General features: G+C 40.6%; 15 protein-coding genes and 1 tRNA gene. 8 read left to right on the forward strand and 8 right to left on the reverse strand.

Annotated elements, in window-relative coordinates; translation table 11 throughout:
* On the reverse strand, positions 1–774 hold the full coding sequence (locus tag LJ707_RS18375; RefSeq protein WP_228953810.1) for an ABC transporter permease: 774 nt from the start codon (positions 772–774) through the stop codon (positions 1–3).
* Between the two features lie 378 nt (positions 775–1,152).
* On the opposite strand from LJ707_RS18375, the gene LJ707_RS18380 reads away from it, so the two are divergent.
* From LJ707_RS18380 to LJ707_RS18395, 4 genes are all read left to right on the forward strand, one after another.
* On the forward strand, positions 1,153–1,809 hold the full coding sequence (locus LJ707_RS18380) for an NAD(P)H-binding protein (protein ID WP_228953812.1): 657 nt from the start codon (positions 1,153–1,155) through the stop codon (positions 1,807–1,809).
* Positions 1,806–3,689 carry an ABC-F family ATP-binding cassette domain-containing protein gene (locus tag LJ707_RS18385; RefSeq protein WP_228953814.1) on the forward strand — a complete coding sequence of 628 codons (1,884 nt, stop codon included), beginning with the start codon at positions 1,806–1,808 and terminating at the stop codon, positions 3,687–3,689. Before LJ707_RS18380 ends, LJ707_RS18385 begins: the two co-directional genes overlap by 4 nt.
* A gap of 67 nt (positions 3,690–3,756) precedes the next feature.
* On the forward strand, positions 3,757–5,619 hold the full coding sequence (gene mnmG, locus LJ707_RS18390) for a tRNA uridine-5-carboxymethylaminomethyl(34) synthesis enzyme MnmG (protein ID WP_228953816.1): 1,863 nt from the start codon (positions 3,757–3,759) through the stop codon (positions 5,617–5,619).
* Between the two features lie 196 nt (positions 5,620–5,815).
* Complete coding sequence (locus tag LJ707_RS18395; protein WP_228953818.1) at positions 5,816–7,375, forward strand: Ig-like domain-containing protein; 1,560 nt, start codon at positions 5,816–5,818, stop codon at positions 7,373–7,375.
* Here the strand turns inward: LJ707_RS18395 and LJ707_RS18400 are convergent.
* Positions 7,365–7,877, reverse strand: coding sequence for a gamma carbonic anhydrase family protein (locus LJ707_RS18400; RefSeq protein ID WP_228953821.1), 513 nt, complete (start codon positions 7,875–7,877; stop codon positions 7,365–7,367). The genes LJ707_RS18395 and LJ707_RS18400 overlap by 11 nt on opposite strands.
* A gap of 72 nt (positions 7,878–7,949) precedes the next feature.
* Here LJ707_RS18400 and LJ707_RS18405 point away from each other — a divergent pair.
* Positions 7,950–8,022 (forward strand) — tRNA-Gly (locus LJ707_RS18405).
* A 19-nt stretch (positions 8,023–8,041) separates the two neighbouring features.
* On the opposite strand, the gene nadB is transcribed toward LJ707_RS18405, so the two are convergent.
* Positions 8,042–9,634, reverse strand: a complete 1,593-nt coding sequence (gene nadB, locus LJ707_RS18410) for an L-aspartate oxidase (protein WP_228953822.1) — start codon at positions 9,632–9,634, stop codon at positions 8,042–8,044.
* Between the two features lie 409 nt (positions 9,635–10,043).
* On the opposite strand from nadB, the gene nadA reads away from it, so the two are divergent.
* A complete protein-coding gene (nadA, locus tag LJ707_RS18415) occupies positions 10,044–11,036 on the forward strand; it encodes a quinolinate synthase NadA (RefSeq protein WP_228953824.1) in 993 nt (330 codons plus the stop codon).
* An 80-nt stretch (positions 11,037–11,116) separates the two neighbouring features.
* Here the strand turns inward: nadA and LJ707_RS18420 are convergent, their stop codons facing one another.
* Positions 11,117–12,724 (reverse strand): hypothetical protein, encoded by a 1,608-nt coding sequence (locus LJ707_RS18420; RefSeq protein WP_228953826.1) that lies wholly within the window; start codon positions 12,722–12,724, stop codon positions 11,117–11,119.
* Positions 12,725–12,907: 183 nt separating this feature from the next.
* Here LJ707_RS18420 and thiL point away from each other — a divergent pair, with 183 nt between their 5' ends.
* Together thiL and LJ707_RS18430 are read left to right on the forward strand one after the other, a co-directional pair.
* Positions 12,908–13,948: a thiamine-phosphate kinase gene (thiL, locus tag LJ707_RS18425; protein WP_228953828.1), complete on the forward strand. Its 1,041-nt coding sequence runs from the start codon at positions 12,908–12,910 to the stop codon at positions 13,946–13,948.
* A gap of 13 nt (positions 13,949–13,961) precedes the next feature.
* Positions 13,962–14,819 carry a hypothetical protein gene (locus tag LJ707_RS18430; RefSeq protein ID WP_228953830.1) on the forward strand — a complete coding sequence of 286 codons (858 nt, stop codon included), beginning with the start codon at positions 13,962–13,964 and terminating at the stop codon, positions 14,817–14,819.
* A 70-nt stretch (positions 14,820–14,889) separates the two neighbouring features.
* On the opposite strand, the gene ffh is transcribed toward LJ707_RS18430, so the two are convergent.
* The 4 genes from ffh to LJ707_RS18450 all read right to left on the reverse strand — a co-directional run bounded on the left by ffh (position 14,890) and on the right by LJ707_RS18450 (position 18,435).
* Positions 14,890–16,218, reverse strand: a complete 1,329-nt coding sequence (gene ffh / locus LJ707_RS18435; protein ID WP_228953831.1) for a signal recognition particle protein — start codon at positions 16,216–16,218, stop codon at positions 14,890–14,892.
* Between the two features lie 77 nt (positions 16,219–16,295).
* A complete protein-coding gene (locus tag LJ707_RS18440; protein ID WP_228953834.1) occupies positions 16,296–17,318 on the reverse strand; it encodes a DUF3078 domain-containing protein in 1,023 nt (340 codons plus the stop codon).
* Between the two features lie 56 nt (positions 17,319–17,374).
* Positions 17,375–17,698 carry a hypothetical protein gene (locus LJ707_RS18445; protein WP_228953836.1) on the reverse strand — a complete coding sequence of 108 codons (324 nt, stop codon included), beginning with the start codon at positions 17,696–17,698 and terminating at the stop codon, positions 17,375–17,377.
* Positions 17,695–18,435 (reverse strand): hypothetical protein, encoded by a 741-nt coding sequence (locus LJ707_RS18450; RefSeq protein WP_228953838.1) that lies wholly within the window; start codon positions 18,433–18,435, stop codon positions 17,695–17,697. Before LJ707_RS18450 ends, LJ707_RS18445 begins: the two co-directional genes overlap by 4 nt.
* Positions 18,436–18,500 lie beyond the last annotated feature (65 nt).

Below are 18,500 nucleotides of genomic sequence, written 5' to 3' on the forward strand. Positions count from 1 at the left end.
TCAATAGTATAATAAGTTGGTTATCTGAACGGCAATGGCATCTATCACAAAGATCCAAAGCGAGGCTGTTACTACAGCCGAGTTAGCCGCAATACCTACGCTTTCGGTGCCTTTATTGGAGTTATAGCCTTTATAGCATCCTACAAAACCTATCGCGAAGCCAAAAAATATGGTTTTAATAAATGCCGGTATAAAATCGATGAATTCGATCGAAGCGATACATTTATGGAAGTATAGGTAAAAACTGGTATCATCAGTTAAGTTAATAGCAATATACCCACCGAATAAGCCAATCACATCGCCTATAAGGGTAAGCAATGGTACCATAAAAGCGGTAGCTATAATGCGGGTAACCACCAGGTATTGCACCGGGTTAGCGCCTGATACCTCCATAGCATCAATTTGCTCGGTAACCTTCATGCTGCCCAGTTCGGCACCTATACTTGACGCTATTTTACCCGCGCAGATGATAGCCGTAATCACAGGCCCTATCTCACGTATAAGCGCTATTGATAGTGTTCGCGGCAGCATGCTTTCGGCACCAAAATCAACCATGGTTGGCCGCAGTTGCAGTATCAGCACCAAGCCCATTATAAAAGAGGTTATGCCCACCAATGTTAACGATTTATAGCCAATCTCATAACACTGGCGCATAAACTCCGACCACTCAAAGCCTCCGGCAAAAATATTGCGAACAAAGCGCGTAAAAAATACGCCCTGCTCACCTATGCCTTCCAGCCATTTTTTCCACGCGGGTATTGCCTGCTCTGCCATAAACATCAGTTTAAAATCCAACTACACACAAACATTCCTGTTTGTTTTACATAGCCGGTGTTCAATAATTAACTCACAGATATTTTGCGCAAAACGGGGGAGCTTACATGGTTACTTAAAGTTTCAGCAAACGCAGGTGCGCAACGGTTTCAATGGTTACAGAACTTGGTATGATTAACACCGGGTACACCAGTTTTGTTTAATTCAGTGCCGTCAATTTAAAAGAGTATCCTCGCAAATGATCTTATATCATATAACCATCTGATCAGCAGAACTCAACTGCCCATTTCATATCAATATTATTAAAACCGTGTTTAAACATTCAATATTTATTCTACAAATTAATTATGTGTATTTTTGCATGATTTTTTCAATTTTATGGCATACAAAGCGATCATAGCCGGAGCAAGCGGACTTATTGGCAGTAATTTACTGACCATGCTATTGCAGCACCCCGACTATGACGAAGTTTTGTTACTTAATCGTCGCCAATTACCTGTTCAGCATAAAAAACTTATTCAGGCAATAATTAATTTTGATGAGCTTGACAAATATTCCGATCTGATAAAAGGGCACGCTGTATTTTGCTGCCTTGGCACAACTCAAAAACAAACGCCAGACAGAAAAACATATCGCCAAATAGACCATGATTACCCGGTTAAGCTGGCACAATTTGCAGCACAAAATGGCGTTAAGCAATACCATCTGGTTTCGGCTATAGGTGCTAATACTTTAGCAGCTAATTTCTACTTAAAAACGAAAGGTGATGCGGAAAAGGATATTAGGGCTGCCGATGTAGAAAGTCTGCATATATATCAGCCATCTTTTTTAGAAGGCAAGCGCAGTAAGCCGCGCTTGGGCGAGAAAATAGCTACGGCGGTATTTACAGTACTTAATCCCTTACTATTAGGCGGATTTAAAAAATACAGAAGTATAAAGGCAGAAAGCGTTGCAGCCGCAATGCTTAACCAATCATTAACCAACAATAAGGGAGTGTTTGTTTACACCACCGATAAAATAAAACAATTAGCGTGAGCACGTATATTTCAGGAGAAAATTTAGGCCATTCATTTCATGACCACTGGCTATTTAAAAACATGACCGTGGGTATTAACCGCGGCCGCAGGGTGGCATTGGTTGGCGTTAATGGCGCAGGTAAATCAACCCTGTTAAAAATACTTTCAGGTCAGCTCAACCCTACCGAGGGCAAAGCTGTACGCGCACGCGATCTTCGTGTTGGTTACCTGGAGCAAGATCCGGATTTTAAGAGTGCCGTAACCATCAGCGATTATATTTTTAGTGAAGACAACATCCAGCAGCAGCTAATAAAGCGCTACGAGGAATTGCTTGAAAACGACCCGGACAACAGTAAAGCCATTGAAAAAATTATGGAAGAACTGAGCGAGGTTGATGCCTGGGAATATGAGTATAAGATAAAGACAATTCTTGGCAGGTTAGATATTCATCATCTCAACCAAAATATAGCCTCGTTATCAGGTGGGCAGAAAAAGCGTTTGGCGCTTGCCCGTTTGCTTATTGAAGATCCTGACCTGTATATATTGGATGAGCCTACCAACCACCTGGATATTGATACCATCGAGTGGCTTGAAAAGCTACTTACCGAGGGAAACAAAACCATCCTGATGGTTACGCACGACCGTTATTTTCTGGACAATGTATGTAATGAGATTATTGAGATAGATAAGGGTCGCATATTTACTTATGCAGGTAATTATGGCTATTTTCTTGAAAAGAAGGCCGAACGTGAGGCTAATGACGAAGTACAGTTTCAAAAGAACAGCAATCTCTTAAAAAAGGAATTAGAATGGATGCGCCGACAGCCGCAGGCACGTGGAACAAAATCACAAGCCCGTATTAATTCCTTCTACGAACTTGAAGAAAAAACTAAGGGTGCCGGGCCAAAAGCAAAAGTTGAGTTGAGCGTTAAAACAGCGCGCCAGGGAAATAAGATTATGGAGCTTGAACACGTTAATAAAGGCTTTAACGGGCGCACCATTATCGAAGGCTTTGATTATGTATTTAAAAAAGGCGACCGTATTGGCCTTGCCGGTAAAAACGGTACAGGCAAGTCTACCCTATTAAACCTCATTACCGGCAATATATTGCCGGATACTGGCGAGGTTGTAAAGGGTGAAACAACCGTATTAGGTTATTTTCATCAGGCAGGTATTACATTTAAACCCGATGAAAGGGTTATAGATGTAGTAAAAAATGTAGCTGAATTTATTACCATGGCTGATGGAAAGATGATATCAGCTTCACAGCTACTCACCCTATTCTTGTTTCCACCTAAAAAACAACATGGTTTTATTAGTAACCTAAGTGGTGGCGAAAAGAAACGTTTGCAACTAATGAGCATCCTGATGAAGAATCCAAACTTTCTGATACTTGATGAGCCTACTAACGATCTTGATATTGATACTCTAAACGTATTAGAAGAGTTTTTAACGGGTTATAATGGCGTTTTAATGCTGGTATCACACGATAGATACTTGCTGGATAAACTTACCGAACAGCTTTTTATTATGGAAGGCAATGGCGATGTAAGGATATTTAACGGCAATTACTCAGAGTACAGGAATGAATTGGAGGCTGAAAAAGCGGCAGCCAAGCAAAAAAGCGAAGCTAAACCAGTTCAATCAACTCCTACCCCGGCAGCGGTTGTACCAAAAAAGAACAAGCTTAGCTATAAGGATCAGCGCGAATACGAAAACCTGGAGGGAGATATAGCCAAGCTGGAGATATCCATTAAAAACACAAACGACAAACTGAACGCATCCGGATTGGGGAGCGATGAACTTACTAAAATATTAGCCGAATTAGCTGCTTTAAATAGTCAATTAGATGAAAAAAGTATGCGCTGGCTTGAATTAACTGAATTAATTGAAGGGTAATGTTCCACGTGGAACATTATAATGAATAACGAATATTGATATGTTCCACGTGGAACATGGAGGAATTATGTTTAAGAAATATGATGTAATTGTAGTAGGTGCAGGGCACGCGGGCTGTGAAGCCGCTGCTGCTGCAGCCAATATGGGCTCATCTGTATTACTTATTACCATGAACATGAATACCATTGCCCAAATGAGTTGTAACCCTGCCATGGGCGGCGTTGCTAAAGGGCAAATTGTGCGTGAAATCGATGCGATGGGCGGTTATTCAGGAATTATAACTGATAAAACATCCATTCAATTCAGGATGCTTAACCTCTCAAAAGGACCAGCGATGTGGAGCCCACGTGCACAAAGTGATCGTATGCGCTTTGCCGAAGAGTGGCGGTTAGCCCTGGAGAATACACCCAATGTTGATTTTTGGCAGGATATGGTAAGCTCATTACTTGTTAAAGGAAATACGGTTTATGGTGTACGTACCTCCATAGGTGTAGAAATAGAGTCAAAATCTGTAGTTTTAACTAACGGAACTTTTCTTAACGGCATTATCCATATTGGCGAAAAACGTTTCGGCGGTGGCCGTACCGGTGAAAAATCTGCTACGGGATTAACTGAACAATTAACTGAATTAGGCTTTGAAGCCGGAAGGATGAAAACCGGTACTCCCCCACGCGTGGATGGCCGTAGTTTAAATTATTCGGTAATGGAGGAGCAATGGGGCGATGCGGAAAGAGGACGTTTTTCATACACCAAAGTTGAGCAAATACAGGAGCAACGCTGCTGTTGGATAACTTATACAAACTCCGATGTACACGAAACTTTGAAAGAAGGCTTTGAAAAATCGCCCATGTTTACCGGTCGTATAAAAGGTTTAGGTCCTCGTTATTGTCCGTCTATTGAAGATAAGATAAACCGCTTTGCCGAACGCGAGCGCCATCAAATATTTGTTGAGCCGGAAGGTTTAAACACAGTTGAGATATATGTCAATGGTTTCTCTACCTCGCTGCCGGAAGATGTTCAATATAAAGCATTAACCAAAATACCGGGTTTTGAGAACGCTAAAATGTTCCGTCCGGGTTATGCTATCGAATACGATTACTTCCCTCCTACACAATTAGGTTTAACGCTCGAAACAAAACTGATCAGCAACCTGTTTTTTGCCGGACAGATAAATGGTACTACAGGTTATGAAGAGGCAGCATCGCAAGGCTTTATCGCGGGAATAAACGCGCATCAAAAAGTGCATGATAAACATGAGCTGATCATGAAAAGATCAGAATCATACATCGGTGTTTTAATTGATGACCTGGTAACTAAAGGCACGGAAGAACCGTACCGCATGTTCACTTCACGTGCAGAACATCGTTTGCTGCTGCGTCAGGATAATGCGGATATCAGGCTCTCGCCTATTGGCCATGAGTTAGGCCTTATTAGTGATGAGCGCTTAAGCAAGGTTAATGATAAGATTAAAAACTCAGATAACATTGTTGCTTATACTAAAACCAAATCGGTAGAGCCATCAAAAGTAAATACTTTATTAGATGAATTGGGTACAGCCCCTTTATCACAAAACTCTAAAATATTTAATTTAATTAGCAGGCCACAGGTATCCATTAACGATCTGAGAAGAACCGATGATGCATTTAATGAATTATTATCAGCGTATGATAAAGAAACTATTGAGCAGGCTGAAATAAAAATTAAATATGAGAGTTATTTTGAAAAGGAATTGGACATTGTTGCCCGCATGAAAAAAATGGAGGACAAAGAGATCAATCCGGATTTCAACTATCATCAACTTGTATCGGTATCAAAAGAAGCTCGCGAAAAATTAATGAAGATAAAACCGCGCACTTTGGGCCAGGCATCACGCATTTCGGGTGTTTCGCCATCGGATATATCGGTTTTGATGGTACACATTACAAAATAGGTTATAAATAACTGATAATTAAGTATTTATAAAATATCGTCTATAAGGCATTATTTTAAAATTTTAATATCAGCATTCATAAAAAACTAAAAATCGCTTATAAGCCTTAAAAATGCTGTCAAATAAAAAAGTAGCTGTTTTTACTAAAAATTTGCCTGTTGTTATAGCCATCCTGATGTTTTGGGGATGTGCTAACATGAAAAGACCGGAAGGCGGCCCGCGTGACCTTACCCCCCCGAAACTTGTAAAGGCTACACCCGACAACATGACACGCAACTTTAAGGCGAAAGAGATAACCTTACAGTTTGACGAATTTTTTAAGCTGAGCAACCAGTACCAGGAAATAAGTATCAGCCCCGCCCAGGAGAAATTACCGGAGTATAATATTCGGGGCCAAAGCCTGGTAATACAATTTAAAGATACCCTCCAAAAAAATACAACTTATGTAATCAACTTCGGTAAATCCATTGCCGACGTTAATGAATCAAACGCGCTCAAAAATTTCACTTATGTTTTTTCAACAGGTCCGCATATTGATTCGTTAAGTATTAGTGGTTCGGTAACCAACACCCAAACCCAGCAAAAAGAAAAAGATATCGCCGTACTCCTCTATCCTCTTAGCAAGGATACCGCATTCTATAAAAAGAAAAAGCCTGCCATTTTTGCTTTGACAGATTCATCAGGTAATTTTAGTTTAAATAACCTGAAAGAAGATAAGTACCGTATTTACGCACTAAAAGAAACATCGCCCAATAAAATATATGATAATGAAGCCGAACTGGTGGGTTTTATAAAGGATACCATCAACCTTACCAAAGATACGGCTAACATACAACTTCGCTTATTTCAGCAGGAACCAACTAATTTTCGCTTTGTGGACAGGCGTTTTGATGCTGATGGAAAAATAGTATTAGCCTTTAACAAGCCATTACAGCGCCCGTCAGTAAAAATAATAAACCCGGTTAACCTTGATAACCAAAAGATACTTGAATTCAGCAGCAAGCGCGATACAGCCTTAATGTATATGCGTACAATGGATTTTGATTCGGTAAGCATACAAGTGGCTGATAATAATAAACCTGTTGATACGGTTACCTTACGCAAAAGCCGTAAAGAGAACTTTCATAAAGGCGTTAAGCTGAGTTTTAACACAGGCAGCGATAACAAGCTTAAACCAGGTACTGATTTGCTGATAACTGCAAACCTGCCTATTGAAACTATTAATACTCCGCTGATCACTTTAAAAGAAGATTCTGCCACTGTAACGGGCTTTACCATAACTAAGGATAGTACATCGCGCAGGCTATCCATGAAATACAGGTGGAAACAAGGTGTAAACTATCAGTTAAACATACCTGATGACGCGCTGACCGATATATTCGGCAATAAAAACAAAGCCGCAGTTAAAAAATTTGATATTGATAAACCCGAGAACTACAGTATACTTACCTTAAAAATAACCGTACCCGAACCTAACAAAAATTATGTTATACAATTATACCGTGATGAAAAAAACATATTGCGAAGCGATGTGATCACCAAAAATTCATCAGTGGTTTATAACAATTACATTAACGGTAAGTACCATGTTAAGGTGATATATGATGCCAATAAGAATGGCCGTTGGGATAGTGGTAACGTTAAGGAAGGCCGCCAACCGGAAAATATTTGGCTGTACGAAAAAGAAATAACCCTGCGCCCAAACTGGGATGCTGAAGAAGCTTTAACTATACCCAAAGAGCCGGTTACTCCTTAAACCAGCTTGAATACATCATATAATTATTGGGCAAACGGGTAAGCAACTCCCGTTGCTCATCTGTTAATGGCTTTATTTTTTTTGCGGGTGTACCCGCGTAAAGATAACCACTTTCGCAAATGGTATTCTCCAACACTACTGAGCCTGCACCTATAATAACAAAGGGTTGCACTACGGCATTATCCATCACAATGGCACCCATACCTACCAATACATTATTTTGAAGGGTACAGCCATGTACAATAGCGTTATGCCCTATTGATACATTGCTCCCTATATTTGTTGGCGCCTTTTGGTAAGTGGCATGAATAACCGCTCCATCCTGAATATTAGTGTTATCGCCTATTTTGATGTAATGTACATCACCACGAATTACTGCATTGAACCATACCGAGCAATTATCGCCCATAATAACATCGCCAACAATGGTGCAGTTTTCGGCTATAAAGCAATCCTTGCCCCAGCTTGGTGACTTATCTTTTACAGGCAGTATAACAGGCATATTTTAATTTTGAGTTATTGAATTAATGTATTATTGATTGACTGATAAATTTTATATGTTTGGCATTACCAAGCGAAAATAGCTCAGTTGGTAGAGCATCAGTTTCCCAAACTGAAGGCCGCGGGTTCGAATCCCGTTTTTCGCTCATACATCCCTAATGTTATTTAAAAAATAGTATCATGCAGCTCAGTAGCATGTTCAGGGTAATCGGTAGTATAATGCAGCCCCCTGCTCTCCTTACGTGTCATAGCCGATTTTACCACCAGGTATGATACCTGTATCAAATTTCTGAGCTCACATAATTTTACTGAAAGCTTGGTACGCTTATAAAATTCCTCTGTTTCCTCGTGCAATAAACCTAAACGGCGCATAGCCCGCTCCAGCCTGAAATCAGAACGTACTATACCCACGTAATCATTCATCAACTTTTGCATTTCGCGTACATTATGGGTAACCAATATATCTTCGTTTGATAGTTGTACGCCTTTTTCATCCCAATCAGGAATGTCGGCCGGTATTTCAGCAGTTTCAAAAGTTTTAATGGCATCATCATAAATACGGTGCGCAAATACCAGTGCCTCTAATAATGAGTTAGAGGCCAGCCTGTTAGCACCATGTAAACCAGTTGATGAACATTCTCCGCAGGCATATAATTGTAATATGGATGAACGGCCAACATGATCAACCGAAATACCACCACACATATAATGGCAGGCAGGAGCTACAGGTATCATATCCTTTGTCATGTCTAAACCTATATCCAGACACTTGGCATATATATTAGGGAAATGTTGGATAATATCCGCTTTGCTACGATGACGAATATCCAGGTAAACATAATCCTCACCCGATTTTTTTATCTCAGAGTCGATGGCGCGGGCCACCACATCACGCGGTGCTAATGATCTGCGTTCATCATACTCCTGCATAAATTCTTCACCATTGGTACGTTTTAATATACCTCCAAAACCACGCACTGCTTCAGATATTAAAAATGACGGATACTCACCCGGATTATATAATGCTGTAGGATGGAATTGAATAAACTCCATGTTACGCACCTTACCCTTAGCACGATATACCATAGCCACACCATCACCGGTAGCAATGGTGGGGTTTGTTGTTACCGAATATATATGCCCTGCACCGCCCGAAGCCATTACAGTAACTTTTGACAGTATTTTTTCAACTTCATTGGTTTCTGTATTAAAAGCATAGATACCATAGCAGGTAATATCGGTTGATGATTTATCAACAAACTTGCCCAAATGATGCTGCGTGATCAGATCCACGGCAAAATAATGAGTAAGTATTTCAATATTAGGGTTTTGGTGTATCTGCTCCAGCAGAGCACGTTCAATTTCAAAACCGGTGATATCCTTGTAATGCAGCACACGAAATTCAGAGTGTCCACCCTCTTTTGCCAGATCATAAATGCCATCGTGGGTCTTGTCAAAATTGGTTCCGTAGTCAATAATTTCATTAATTCTTTCCGGACCTTCCTTAACAACAATTTCCACAACCTCCGGGTCACATAGCCCGTCGCCGGCAATTAAGGTGTCTTTTATATGCTTTTCAAATGAATCTTCTTTTTTATCCACAACCACAGCTACACCTCCCTGGGCATACTTAGTGTTTGATTCATCTTCATTCGCCTTTGTAACTATCAGTACCTTACCATGCTTTGCAGCCTTTAGTGCAAAACTTAGTCCGGCGATGCCTGAACCAATTACCAGGAAATCCACATTTCGGGTCATATATATACGTATAGATGTGTAAAAGTAATACTTGTGTTAGTAAGCGGGGTAAAACATGTTAATTTTGTGTAAGTAAAAAAATAATAAAACATAAACATGTGAATAACCCTTAGTTTTGCAGTGTTGAAGCAAAATTTGTGAGCCATTTATCAGCATTACAAACATTGAAATCAACATTTTTAACACAGCGAAAATATTAACATAAAAGTTTATTAAATAAATCTTGTTTATCATACCAATCTAATTTTCAATTCGCTGTATAAAATTTAATTAGAATAAATTGTTAATAACTATATTAAAACAACTTTTAGCTCATTTTGTAACATTAGTTTTTAACAAAACTAACACCTTAATAAACTATAGTTTCTTTACTTATATTAAAAAGTGTTGTTTTTATTGATTTGTTGAAATGGATATCTTCGAAGAAATAAATGTGAAAGGTTTTGTTGAGGAGGACATCGATCCTACTCTTGACCTTTTCGTTGAAATTGAAAAATTAAAAAAGCAGAAAAATGCGGTCATACTTGCCCATTACTATCAGGACGGCGATATACAGGATATTGCCGACTATATTGGCGATAGCCTCGGCCTATCGCAGCAGGCAGCAAAAACTGATGCCGATATTATCGTATTCGCCGGGGTACACTTCATGGCCGAAACAGCCAAGATACTATCGCCAGGAAAAAAAGTATTACTGCCCGATGTAAAGGCAGGATGCTCATTGGCGGATAGCTGCCCGCCGCATTTGTTTAAAAAATTTAAGGAGCAATACCCTGATCACCTGGTAATTACCTACGTGAACTGTACTGCCGAACTGAAAGCTTTAAGCGATATTGTTTGTACATCAAGCAACGCGGTGCAGATAGTTGAAAGCCTGCCGAAAGAGCAGAAAATAATATTCGGGCCTGATAAAAATTTGGGTGCCTGGGTAGCCAAAAAAACCGGACGCGACCTGGTGTTATGGAATGGGGCCTGTATGGTTCACGAGATATTTTCGAGAGAAAAGATCACACGTTTAAAGGAGCGCCATCCGGGTGTAAAGCTATTGGCTCACCCTGAATGTGAGGAAGTTATATTGGAAATGGCCGACTATATAGGTTCAACAACCGGTATATTGAAGTACGCTACCAATTCACCTGACAAGGAGTTTATTGTAGCTACAGAATCGGGCATATTACACCAGATGCAAAAGGAGAACCCGGATAAAACATTTATTCCGGCACCGCCAAACAACAATTGCGCTTGTAATGATTGCCCGCACATGAAACGTAACACGCTTGAAAAGCTGTACCTGTGCCTTAAAAATGAATTGCCGGAAGTAACTGTACCCGAGCATATTATTAAGGATGCAGTTAAGCCTATTGAGCGCATGCTGGAGATATCGGCCAAACTGGGATTATAAGTATAAAACTACTTAAATAACAAACCCCGGTATTTTTAAGTACCGGGGTTTTGGTTTTTATAGGTAGATGAAAATATTACTTAAATAGCTTTAGCCAGCCATAATGAAGCATTTAAATGCAGTGCCGGGTGTGATGTATAGCCTGATGGTGCATCGCCTGACCAGCCATTGAAAAGGTTATCATTAGGATCGCCGGTACCATCATCAGATGGTGAACTGTCGCCCACAAAAACTACCCTGCCTGAGCCGTAGGTTGACAGTAAAGCCATAACACCTGTATTACCATTATTGGTGCTGCTGCTGCGCCAAAATAAACCTTGTACAGTTGAATTTTGTGCAGGATACAAAGTTGCTGTGGTACCATTATAAAAAGCGAGTTTATTAGCTGTACCGGTAGCGCCGTTTAATACTGTTTGGGCATTAGCATTTGTACCGGTGTAAACGTTGCTTGATGGCTGATCACTTATATCCACATAATCAACATTAAAACCAAATGGCTTGTTATTATTTATACCATTATTGGTCATAAGGTCATTCCAAACACGTGGCGAGTCATAACCATCACCATCACGGTCTGACGGATTATAGCCATTAGCATCAGTACCGGCAGTGGTAGCCGCAGTATGGTCGGCCACCATAAATAAGCCACCGCCTGCGTTAACAAAATTCATGATAGCGGTTTTCTCAGCAGCGGTAAATAAGCGGTTAGGCTCAATTACTACATAAACATCATAATTGCTTAAATCCTGCGGGTTTGATGTATTACCATAAGTAATAGCAGTACCTACAGGCAGGCTTTCAACCAGTTCGCCTTTTTTAACCAGTTCAACCGCCCAGGCAGACATGGCGCCCTTCCAGTAAGTTTCAGGAGTTGAAGCTGTAATACCTGTGTATGATGGTGTTGGTACACGTTGTGCCTTTATCTCAACAGTAGTACCGCCCGTATAGCTGGGTACGCTTTCTGTACCATCTGCATCTATCAGCCAATCGGCGCTGCCGGCATTTTCATACTTAGTGGCATCAAAAAGGAATTTTTTACCGGTTACTATCGGCCCGCCTGGGTTAGTGGTACCGCCGTTATCATTAACTACAAAATCATCAAAATTTATACGATTGGTACCGCCGGTTAATTTGCGTATCTCAAAACGTACGTTACCGGTAAGCGATAAGGTAAATGTTTGTGTTTGTAAAGTAGTGGTTGATGTAATGGTAGCGCCGGTTTGTGTCCAGGTGCTGCCAGCGTTGGTTGAATAAAACAAACCCCAGGTGCTTGCACCATCGGTACCGTAAAGAGCGTGTTTAACACTAACACTGCTTACCCCGCCGGTAACATCAAACAGCATGGTTACTTTGCCGGTATTGCGTACACGGGCAGACCATGATCCTGCCTTTTTATCGGCACTTAAATTACCTATTAAGGCATCATATAAATTCCATGCTTTGGCTGCAATAGTAACATTATCGCCGCTGCTTGATCCTGTCGGTGATACATCATAAGCTGTTTTAGGGCTGGTTGAACCTACCTCAAAGCCTTCAGTAAGCGTTACAGCCTGCGTTTTAAGTTTGGCTGAAGTGCTGATCTGTTCAGTTTGTGATAAAGCATCAGAATTTTTTTGGCAACTGCTCAGTATTGCCCCGCCGATAATAACCGCTAATAACGGCTTTTTAATAAAATTTAAGTGTAGCATAAATGGGGATGATTGTTTAATAAGTGATGTATGAGTTAAATATATTTTACAAGGTGATTTATATTTTTTAATCAGCGATCAATATTATTACGAATGATTTGATATTTAGGTTGTTAAGTTTCAGAAAAGGTTTAGTGAATTTTGCGTTAAGCTTTCGTAAATTTGCAGCCAGATAAAAAGACCATGTTTGACAATATAGAGCGTACCAACATACAGGAGTTAGGCGAATTCGGGCTGATAAAGCATCTTACTCAAAATATAAAGCTTAAACAACCATCAAGTTTAAAGGGTGTTGGCGATGATGCCGCGGTACTTGATCCGGCAGGTAAAAAGGTACTGGTATCAACCGATATGCTGTTGGAAGGCATACATTTTGACCTGGCTTATACCCCGCTAAAACACCTTGGCTATAAAGCTATACAGGTAAACCTGAGCGATATTTATGCCATGAACGGTATAGCTACCCAGGTTACGGTATCATTAGGTTTATCAAGTAAATTCTCTTTAGAGGCTGTTGAGGAATTGTATGAAGGCATGTACATCGCCTGCGAAAAATATAATGTTGATATTATTGGCGGCGATACCACCTCATCAAAACAAGGTTTGGTGATCAGTGTAACCTCTATTGGTTATGCTGATGAAAAGGATATTGTATACCGTAATACGGCTGAGGAAGGCGACCTGATCTGCGTATCCGGTGATTTAGGTGGAGCTTATATGGGTTTGCAATTACTGGAACGTGAAAAACTGGTTTACCTGGAAAACCCTAACATTCAGCCTGACCTGGAGGGTAAGGATTATATTGTTGAAAGGCAGTTAAAGCCCGAAGCACGCCGAGATATTGTGGAGTTGTTAAAAGATATAGATGTTAAGCCTACGGCCATGATCGATGTATCTGACGGATTAGCATCAGAGATACTGCACATTTGTAAACAAAGCGATAAAGGCTGTAATATTTATGAGGAAAAGATACCGCTTGACCCCATGACGTATGAAACCGCCCGGGAGTTCAATCTCGACCCTACGGTGTGCGCCCTGAGTGGCGGCGAAGACTATGAGCTGCTGTTTACCGTTAAACAGGCCGACTACAACAAAATTAAGTTCAAGATGGACTTCACCATCATTGGTCATATTACCGAGGCCTCAGCAGGCTGTAATCTGGTCAGTAAAACCGGCAATGTACACGCGCTAACCGCGCAGGGATGGAATGCTTTTAAAAACTAATAGCAATATATAAATGAAATCAACCTTCTTAACCTTATCACTGATTGTATCAGTGCTGTTTGCTAATGCACAAAAATCTGTATTACTAAAATTAAAATACTTACCCAGCCGAAATTATCTTTCAAATATTCAGATAAAAATGAATATGCAAATGGATTTTGAAGGAGATTCTGCATCGCTCGATAAAATAAAGTCATCAGGAACTAAAATTCCTATTGTGATGGATATGACAACAGATATGGAAACTTTGATGAAAACAAAGGGTAAAAGTACAAACACCGGATTGCCATTTACCTTAAACTATAACAAGGCAGATGTTATTGCAACTATGAATGGCACTCCTGTACCAATACCTTTAAGCCAATTAAAAAATCAAAAATTGTATGGCAGGTGTACAAATGATTACGTGCTTCAAATAGATTCAATGCCGGGTAAAAAAGCTGATGAAGCTATGAAAGCCCAATTAGCTAAAATGTTAAATGATCTGACCAGTCAGATTAAATTTCCGGAGAAATCCATTGCCATAGGTGAATCATTTTCAATGGAAGTACCCATGTCAATACCAGCCAATGATAATAATATGGAAATGATGGTAAAAATGACCTACAAGCTTACCGATATAAAAAATGGTATAGCTTATTGTGATTTGCTTTCAGAAGTGTCGGCTGATATGAATGTTAAACAATCAGTTATGAAAATGAAGGGTAATGGTAGCGGGAAAATGCAATACTCTATAAAAGATAATTTTTTTACAACGATGAACCAGAATTTCAACTATTCATACAGTATGGATATAAACCAAATAATTATGAAGGGCCAGGCTAAAATGTCAAGTATCTATACTGTGAAAATAACAAACAACGTAAATTGATACGTACTTAAAAGAATAAAAAAAGCTTTGCAACATTTGCAAAGCTTTTTTTATGAGTGAATATAATATCTTATATCTTCGGCATCCTGCGCATCATGTTGGCCATGGCTGCCGGGTTGCTCATTTGTTTCATTACCTTACGCATATCTTCAAACTGTTTTATCAGCCTGTTTACCTCGCCAATATCAGTACCCGAGCCTTTTGCTATACGTGTACGGCGGCTTTGGTTAATGCTGTCGGGGTTTTCCTTCTCAAACGGTGTCATTGATTGAATGATGGCTTCAACACCTTTAAAGGCGTTATCATCCACCTCTACGTCCTTCATCATTTTACCTACGCCCGGTATCATGCCCATCAGATCCTTCATGTTACCCATTTTCTTGATCTGTTGTATCTGGCTGTAAAAATCGTTAAAGTCAAATTTGTTCTTACGTATTTTTTTCTGGAGCTCGGCGGCCTGTTTCTCGTCAAATTGCTGCTGCGCGCGTTCAACAAGCGATACAACGTCGCCCATGCCCAAAATACGCGAAGCCATACGGTCGGGGTGGAAAACGTCCAGCGCTTCCATCTTTTCGCCCGTACCTATGAATTTGATAGGCTTGTTTACAACCGATTTAATAGATAGCGCGGCACCACCACGGGTATCACCATCAAGCTTGGTTAATACAACGCCGGTAAAGTCAAGCCTGTCATTAAAAGTTTTGGCTGTATTAACCGCGTCCTGCCCGGTCATGGAATCTACCACGAACAAAATCTCATGCGGATTGGTAGCGGCTTTAACCTGCTCTATTTCCACCATCATGGCCTCGTCAATAGCTAAACGGCCGGCGGTATCAATAATTACCACGTTATTACCTTGCTGCTTAGCCAGGGCTATACCTTCTTTGGCTATACCTATCGGATCTTTTGATTCCAGATTGGCATATACCGGTACACCTATCTGCTCACCTAAAACCTGTAGCTGATCAATAGCCGCGGGGCGGTAAACGTCGCCGGCTACCAGTAAAGGTTTTTTGTTTTTTTGAGTTTTAAGGAAGTTGGCCAGCTTGCCCGTAAAGGTAGTTTTACCCGCACCGTTCAAACCCGCTATCAATATAATGGTTGGCGTAGCCGGAAAGCTGATCTCAGTAGCTGTACCACCCATTAAGGCGGTTAGCTCATCGTTCATGATCTTGGTAAGCAACTGGCCCGGCGATATGGTGGTCAACACGTTTTCGCCCAGTGCTTTTTGCCTTACCTCATCAGTAAATGCTTTGGCTGTTTTATAGTTTACGTCGGCATCCAGAAGGGCTTTACGAATTTCCTTCATGGTCTCGGCCACGTTTATCTCGGTTATCGATCCCTGTCCCTTCAGGACTTTAAACGCCCTGTCTAATTTATCCGAAAGATTTTCAAACATTGTGTATACCTCTGTTTTTGAGGATGCAAAGTTAACAATTAGTTATGAGTTATGTGTGGCTTATATTCAGCCTGTATTTACGGGAATTTGTATAAAATACCCAAAGCAAGGCCCTCCGTTGCCTGTATATCATTCGAGGTATCCTTATTATAAACTACGGTGCCGTTTATGGTAACGTTTATCAGCTTATTTACTCTTGCAAGCAAAGTGGCATCCAAACGGTGGTTGGTATAGGCTATTGGCCTGCCATAGGGTATAAACAGGGCATAGCGCCAGTTTAGATGCAGGTTTTGCATAATATCCTTATCAAACAAAGCTATAGCCTGAAACGCGAGCTCGTTACGTACAGTTTTACCTATCGGTACACCATAGTTACCCGGTTGGGTGCGGTAAATGGTGGTATCCAAAACCAATGTTTGGCGTGCCGTACCGGTACCTATCCTCAAATCAAAAAACCGCGATGGCTTATACTCCAAACCGAAGGATTCAGTAATATAGCCCGGCGAAAGGAATTTTGAGATCAACACAGGCGGATTAGGATCAGGATATTGGAAGCCCTTATCAACCTGCGACTCCAAACTTAACGACCCAAATAAATACCAGTTTTGTGATAATTTGGTTGATAGTTTGTTATCTATAAAAATACGGTCGTTAGTTTTACGTGCACCCTGACCCTTATTCTTTGAGCGACCGTATAAAAAGTTAACCTCCGCCGTATATATAAACGGCGATTTGTTGTACTCCGTTCTGTAAATAATGTTGGTACCCACCGCAACAGCGCTTACACCACCCGATGCCCAGTTGCTGCTAAATGCCGACTGGTTAAAGTTAATGGCAACGGTAAGCCATTTGCGCCAGCGTTTAATTTCATAATCGGGCATTTTAACAGGAATATACTCCGGCTGTAGCTGCATTGGCCTTATGCGTAGGGGCAATGCGTTTTTACGCGGCTCTATACGGTATTTGTTTAGCAGGTTGGTATCAACCTTAAAAGTATCAACCTTGGCGCTATCAGTTTTTACGCTGTCAGTTTGTGCAAAAGCACCTTTTACAAGGCATAATAAGCCGATGATGATAAATGCGGGTACTTTTTTTAGCATAGATAACCGTTTAATACCACCGCTGCAGGCGGCTTGGGCCAAATTTAGTTATTTGTTTATAAATAGAAACGCCACCACCAAAATCCTCGCTGTTTAAGGTAAACTAAGTTTTGCTCGTTTTTATATGCTTCACGTTCAAATACTATGTTTAAATAGGCTTTATGATGGTTACAATATTTTATCAAATTAATAAAATAATTAAGCAGATAAGCAATATAAAAGAAGATGACCAGCATTTCCCGCTGCTGTTTGAGGTGTATCCGCTCGTGGTTTAGCAATGTAGCATCATTAACGGCATCCTTATTATTAACCAGTATAAACGGATATAAAGCCATACCCGCAACCCGCATTGAGGAGATAACAATTACCGGGTACCTCATTTAGCCGGTTCGAGCGGTGTGATGGTAAAGTTGCTGGGGTTACGCATATAACGTTTAAAGCTGTTGCGGATGTATTTTACAAACTCATAATCGCTTGCTGTGGTAACCAGGTAATAGCCCGGGCGGTATTTTTGCATAAAATCGGTAAGCTGATCATCCTTGAGCCCGGTAATGTTGGCTACGTAAGTGCGGTTAAACCGGTAATCTATCACGTTTTGATGATAATCGCGCTCTATAACTTCCTTCAATCGCTCAGCATTGCGACCGCTGCGGCTCAGCGCATTATAAAGCGCATCAATACCAATGCCTGCTCCGCCGTAGGGCGAGGTAGTTAACAGATCAGGATTGGCCGATGGGCCATACAAACGGGTATAATCTCGCCGGGTAGCCGCCATCCATTTTTCAGGATTTATTAACTTATCATTGATACGTACTTCCTGTAACTGTATACCTGTTGTTTTTAAGTTTACAGCTAACGATTTTTTGTCGGTTATTTTAACGGTATCATTAAAGTAACCTTCTTTTGAAAAAACCAAACGGTCGCCAATAGCGGCATCTATACTGAATTCGCCTTTAAGGTTATTAAAAATGGCCTGCCCATTGCTAAGGTTACGAATGTTAACCCGGGCAATACGGTCATTTATTCCCTTATCATACACAATACCTTCTACCTTTTTATCCTGCGCACAAACATTGAAAGCCACACACAAAGGCAGCACTAAAAGCCATAATTTCATTATAGCTTTAAAACTAACCAATTGTACTGTTTGCAGGTGCATTTTTAACAGATATTAACAGTAAG

The sequence above is a fragment of the Mucilaginibacter sp. UR6-1 genome (assembly GCF_020880975.1).
Taxonomy (GTDB): Bacteria; Bacteroidota; Bacteroidia; order Sphingobacteriales; family Sphingobacteriaceae; genus Mucilaginibacter.

Bases quoted from the DNA above. Each gene is read 5' to 3' on its own strand.
- LJ707_RS18395 (WP_228953818.1), top strand. From the start codon at position 5,816: ATGAAAAGACCGGAAGGCGGCCCGCGTGACCTTACCCCCCCGAAACTT.
- nadB (WP_228953822.1), bottom strand. From the start codon at position 9,634: ATGACCCGAAATGTGGATTTCCTGGTAATTGGTTCAGGCATCGCCGGA.
- LJ707_RS18445 (WP_228953836.1), bottom strand. From the start codon at position 17,698: ATGAGGTACCCGGTAATTGTTATCTCCTCAATGCGGGTTGCGGGTATG.
- ffh (WP_228953831.1), bottom strand. From the start codon at position 16,218: ATGTTTGAAAATCTTTCGGATAAATTAGACAGGGCGTTTAAAGTCCTG.
- LJ707_RS18430 (WP_228953830.1), top strand. From the start codon at position 13,962: ATGAAATCAACCTTCTTAACCTTATCACTGATTGTATCAGTGCTGTTT.
- LJ707_RS18380 (WP_228953812.1), top strand. From the start codon at position 1,153: ATGGCATACAAAGCGATCATAGCCGGAGCAAGCGGACTTATTGGCAGT.
- LJ707_RS18420 (WP_228953826.1), bottom strand. From the start codon at position 12,724: ATGCTACACTTAAATTTTATTAAAAAGCCGTTATTAGCGGTTATTATC.
- LJ707_RS18375 (WP_228953810.1), bottom strand. From the start codon at position 774: ATGGCAGAGCAGGCAATACCCGCGTGGAAAAAATGGCTGGAAGGCATA.
- LJ707_RS18400 (WP_228953821.1), bottom strand. From the start codon at position 7,877: ATGCCTGTTATACTGCCTGTAAAAGATAAGTCACCAAGCTGGGGCAAG.
- LJ707_RS18440 (WP_228953834.1), bottom strand. From the start codon at position 17,318: ATGCTAAAAAAAGTACCCGCATTTATCATCATCGGCTTATTATGCCTT.
- LJ707_RS18450 (WP_228953838.1), bottom strand. From the start codon at position 18,435: ATGAAATTATGGCTTTTAGTGCTGCCTTTGTGTGTGGCTTTCAATGTT.
- nadA (WP_228953824.1), top strand. From the start codon at position 10,044: ATGGATATCTTCGAAGAAATAAATGTGAAAGGTTTTGTTGAGGAGGAC.
- thiL (WP_228953828.1), top strand. From the start codon at position 12,908: ATGTTTGACAATATAGAGCGTACCAACATACAGGAGTTAGGCGAATTC.
- mnmG (WP_228953816.1), top strand. From the start codon at position 3,757: ATGTTTAAGAAATATGATGTAATTGTAGTAGGTGCAGGGCACGCGGGC.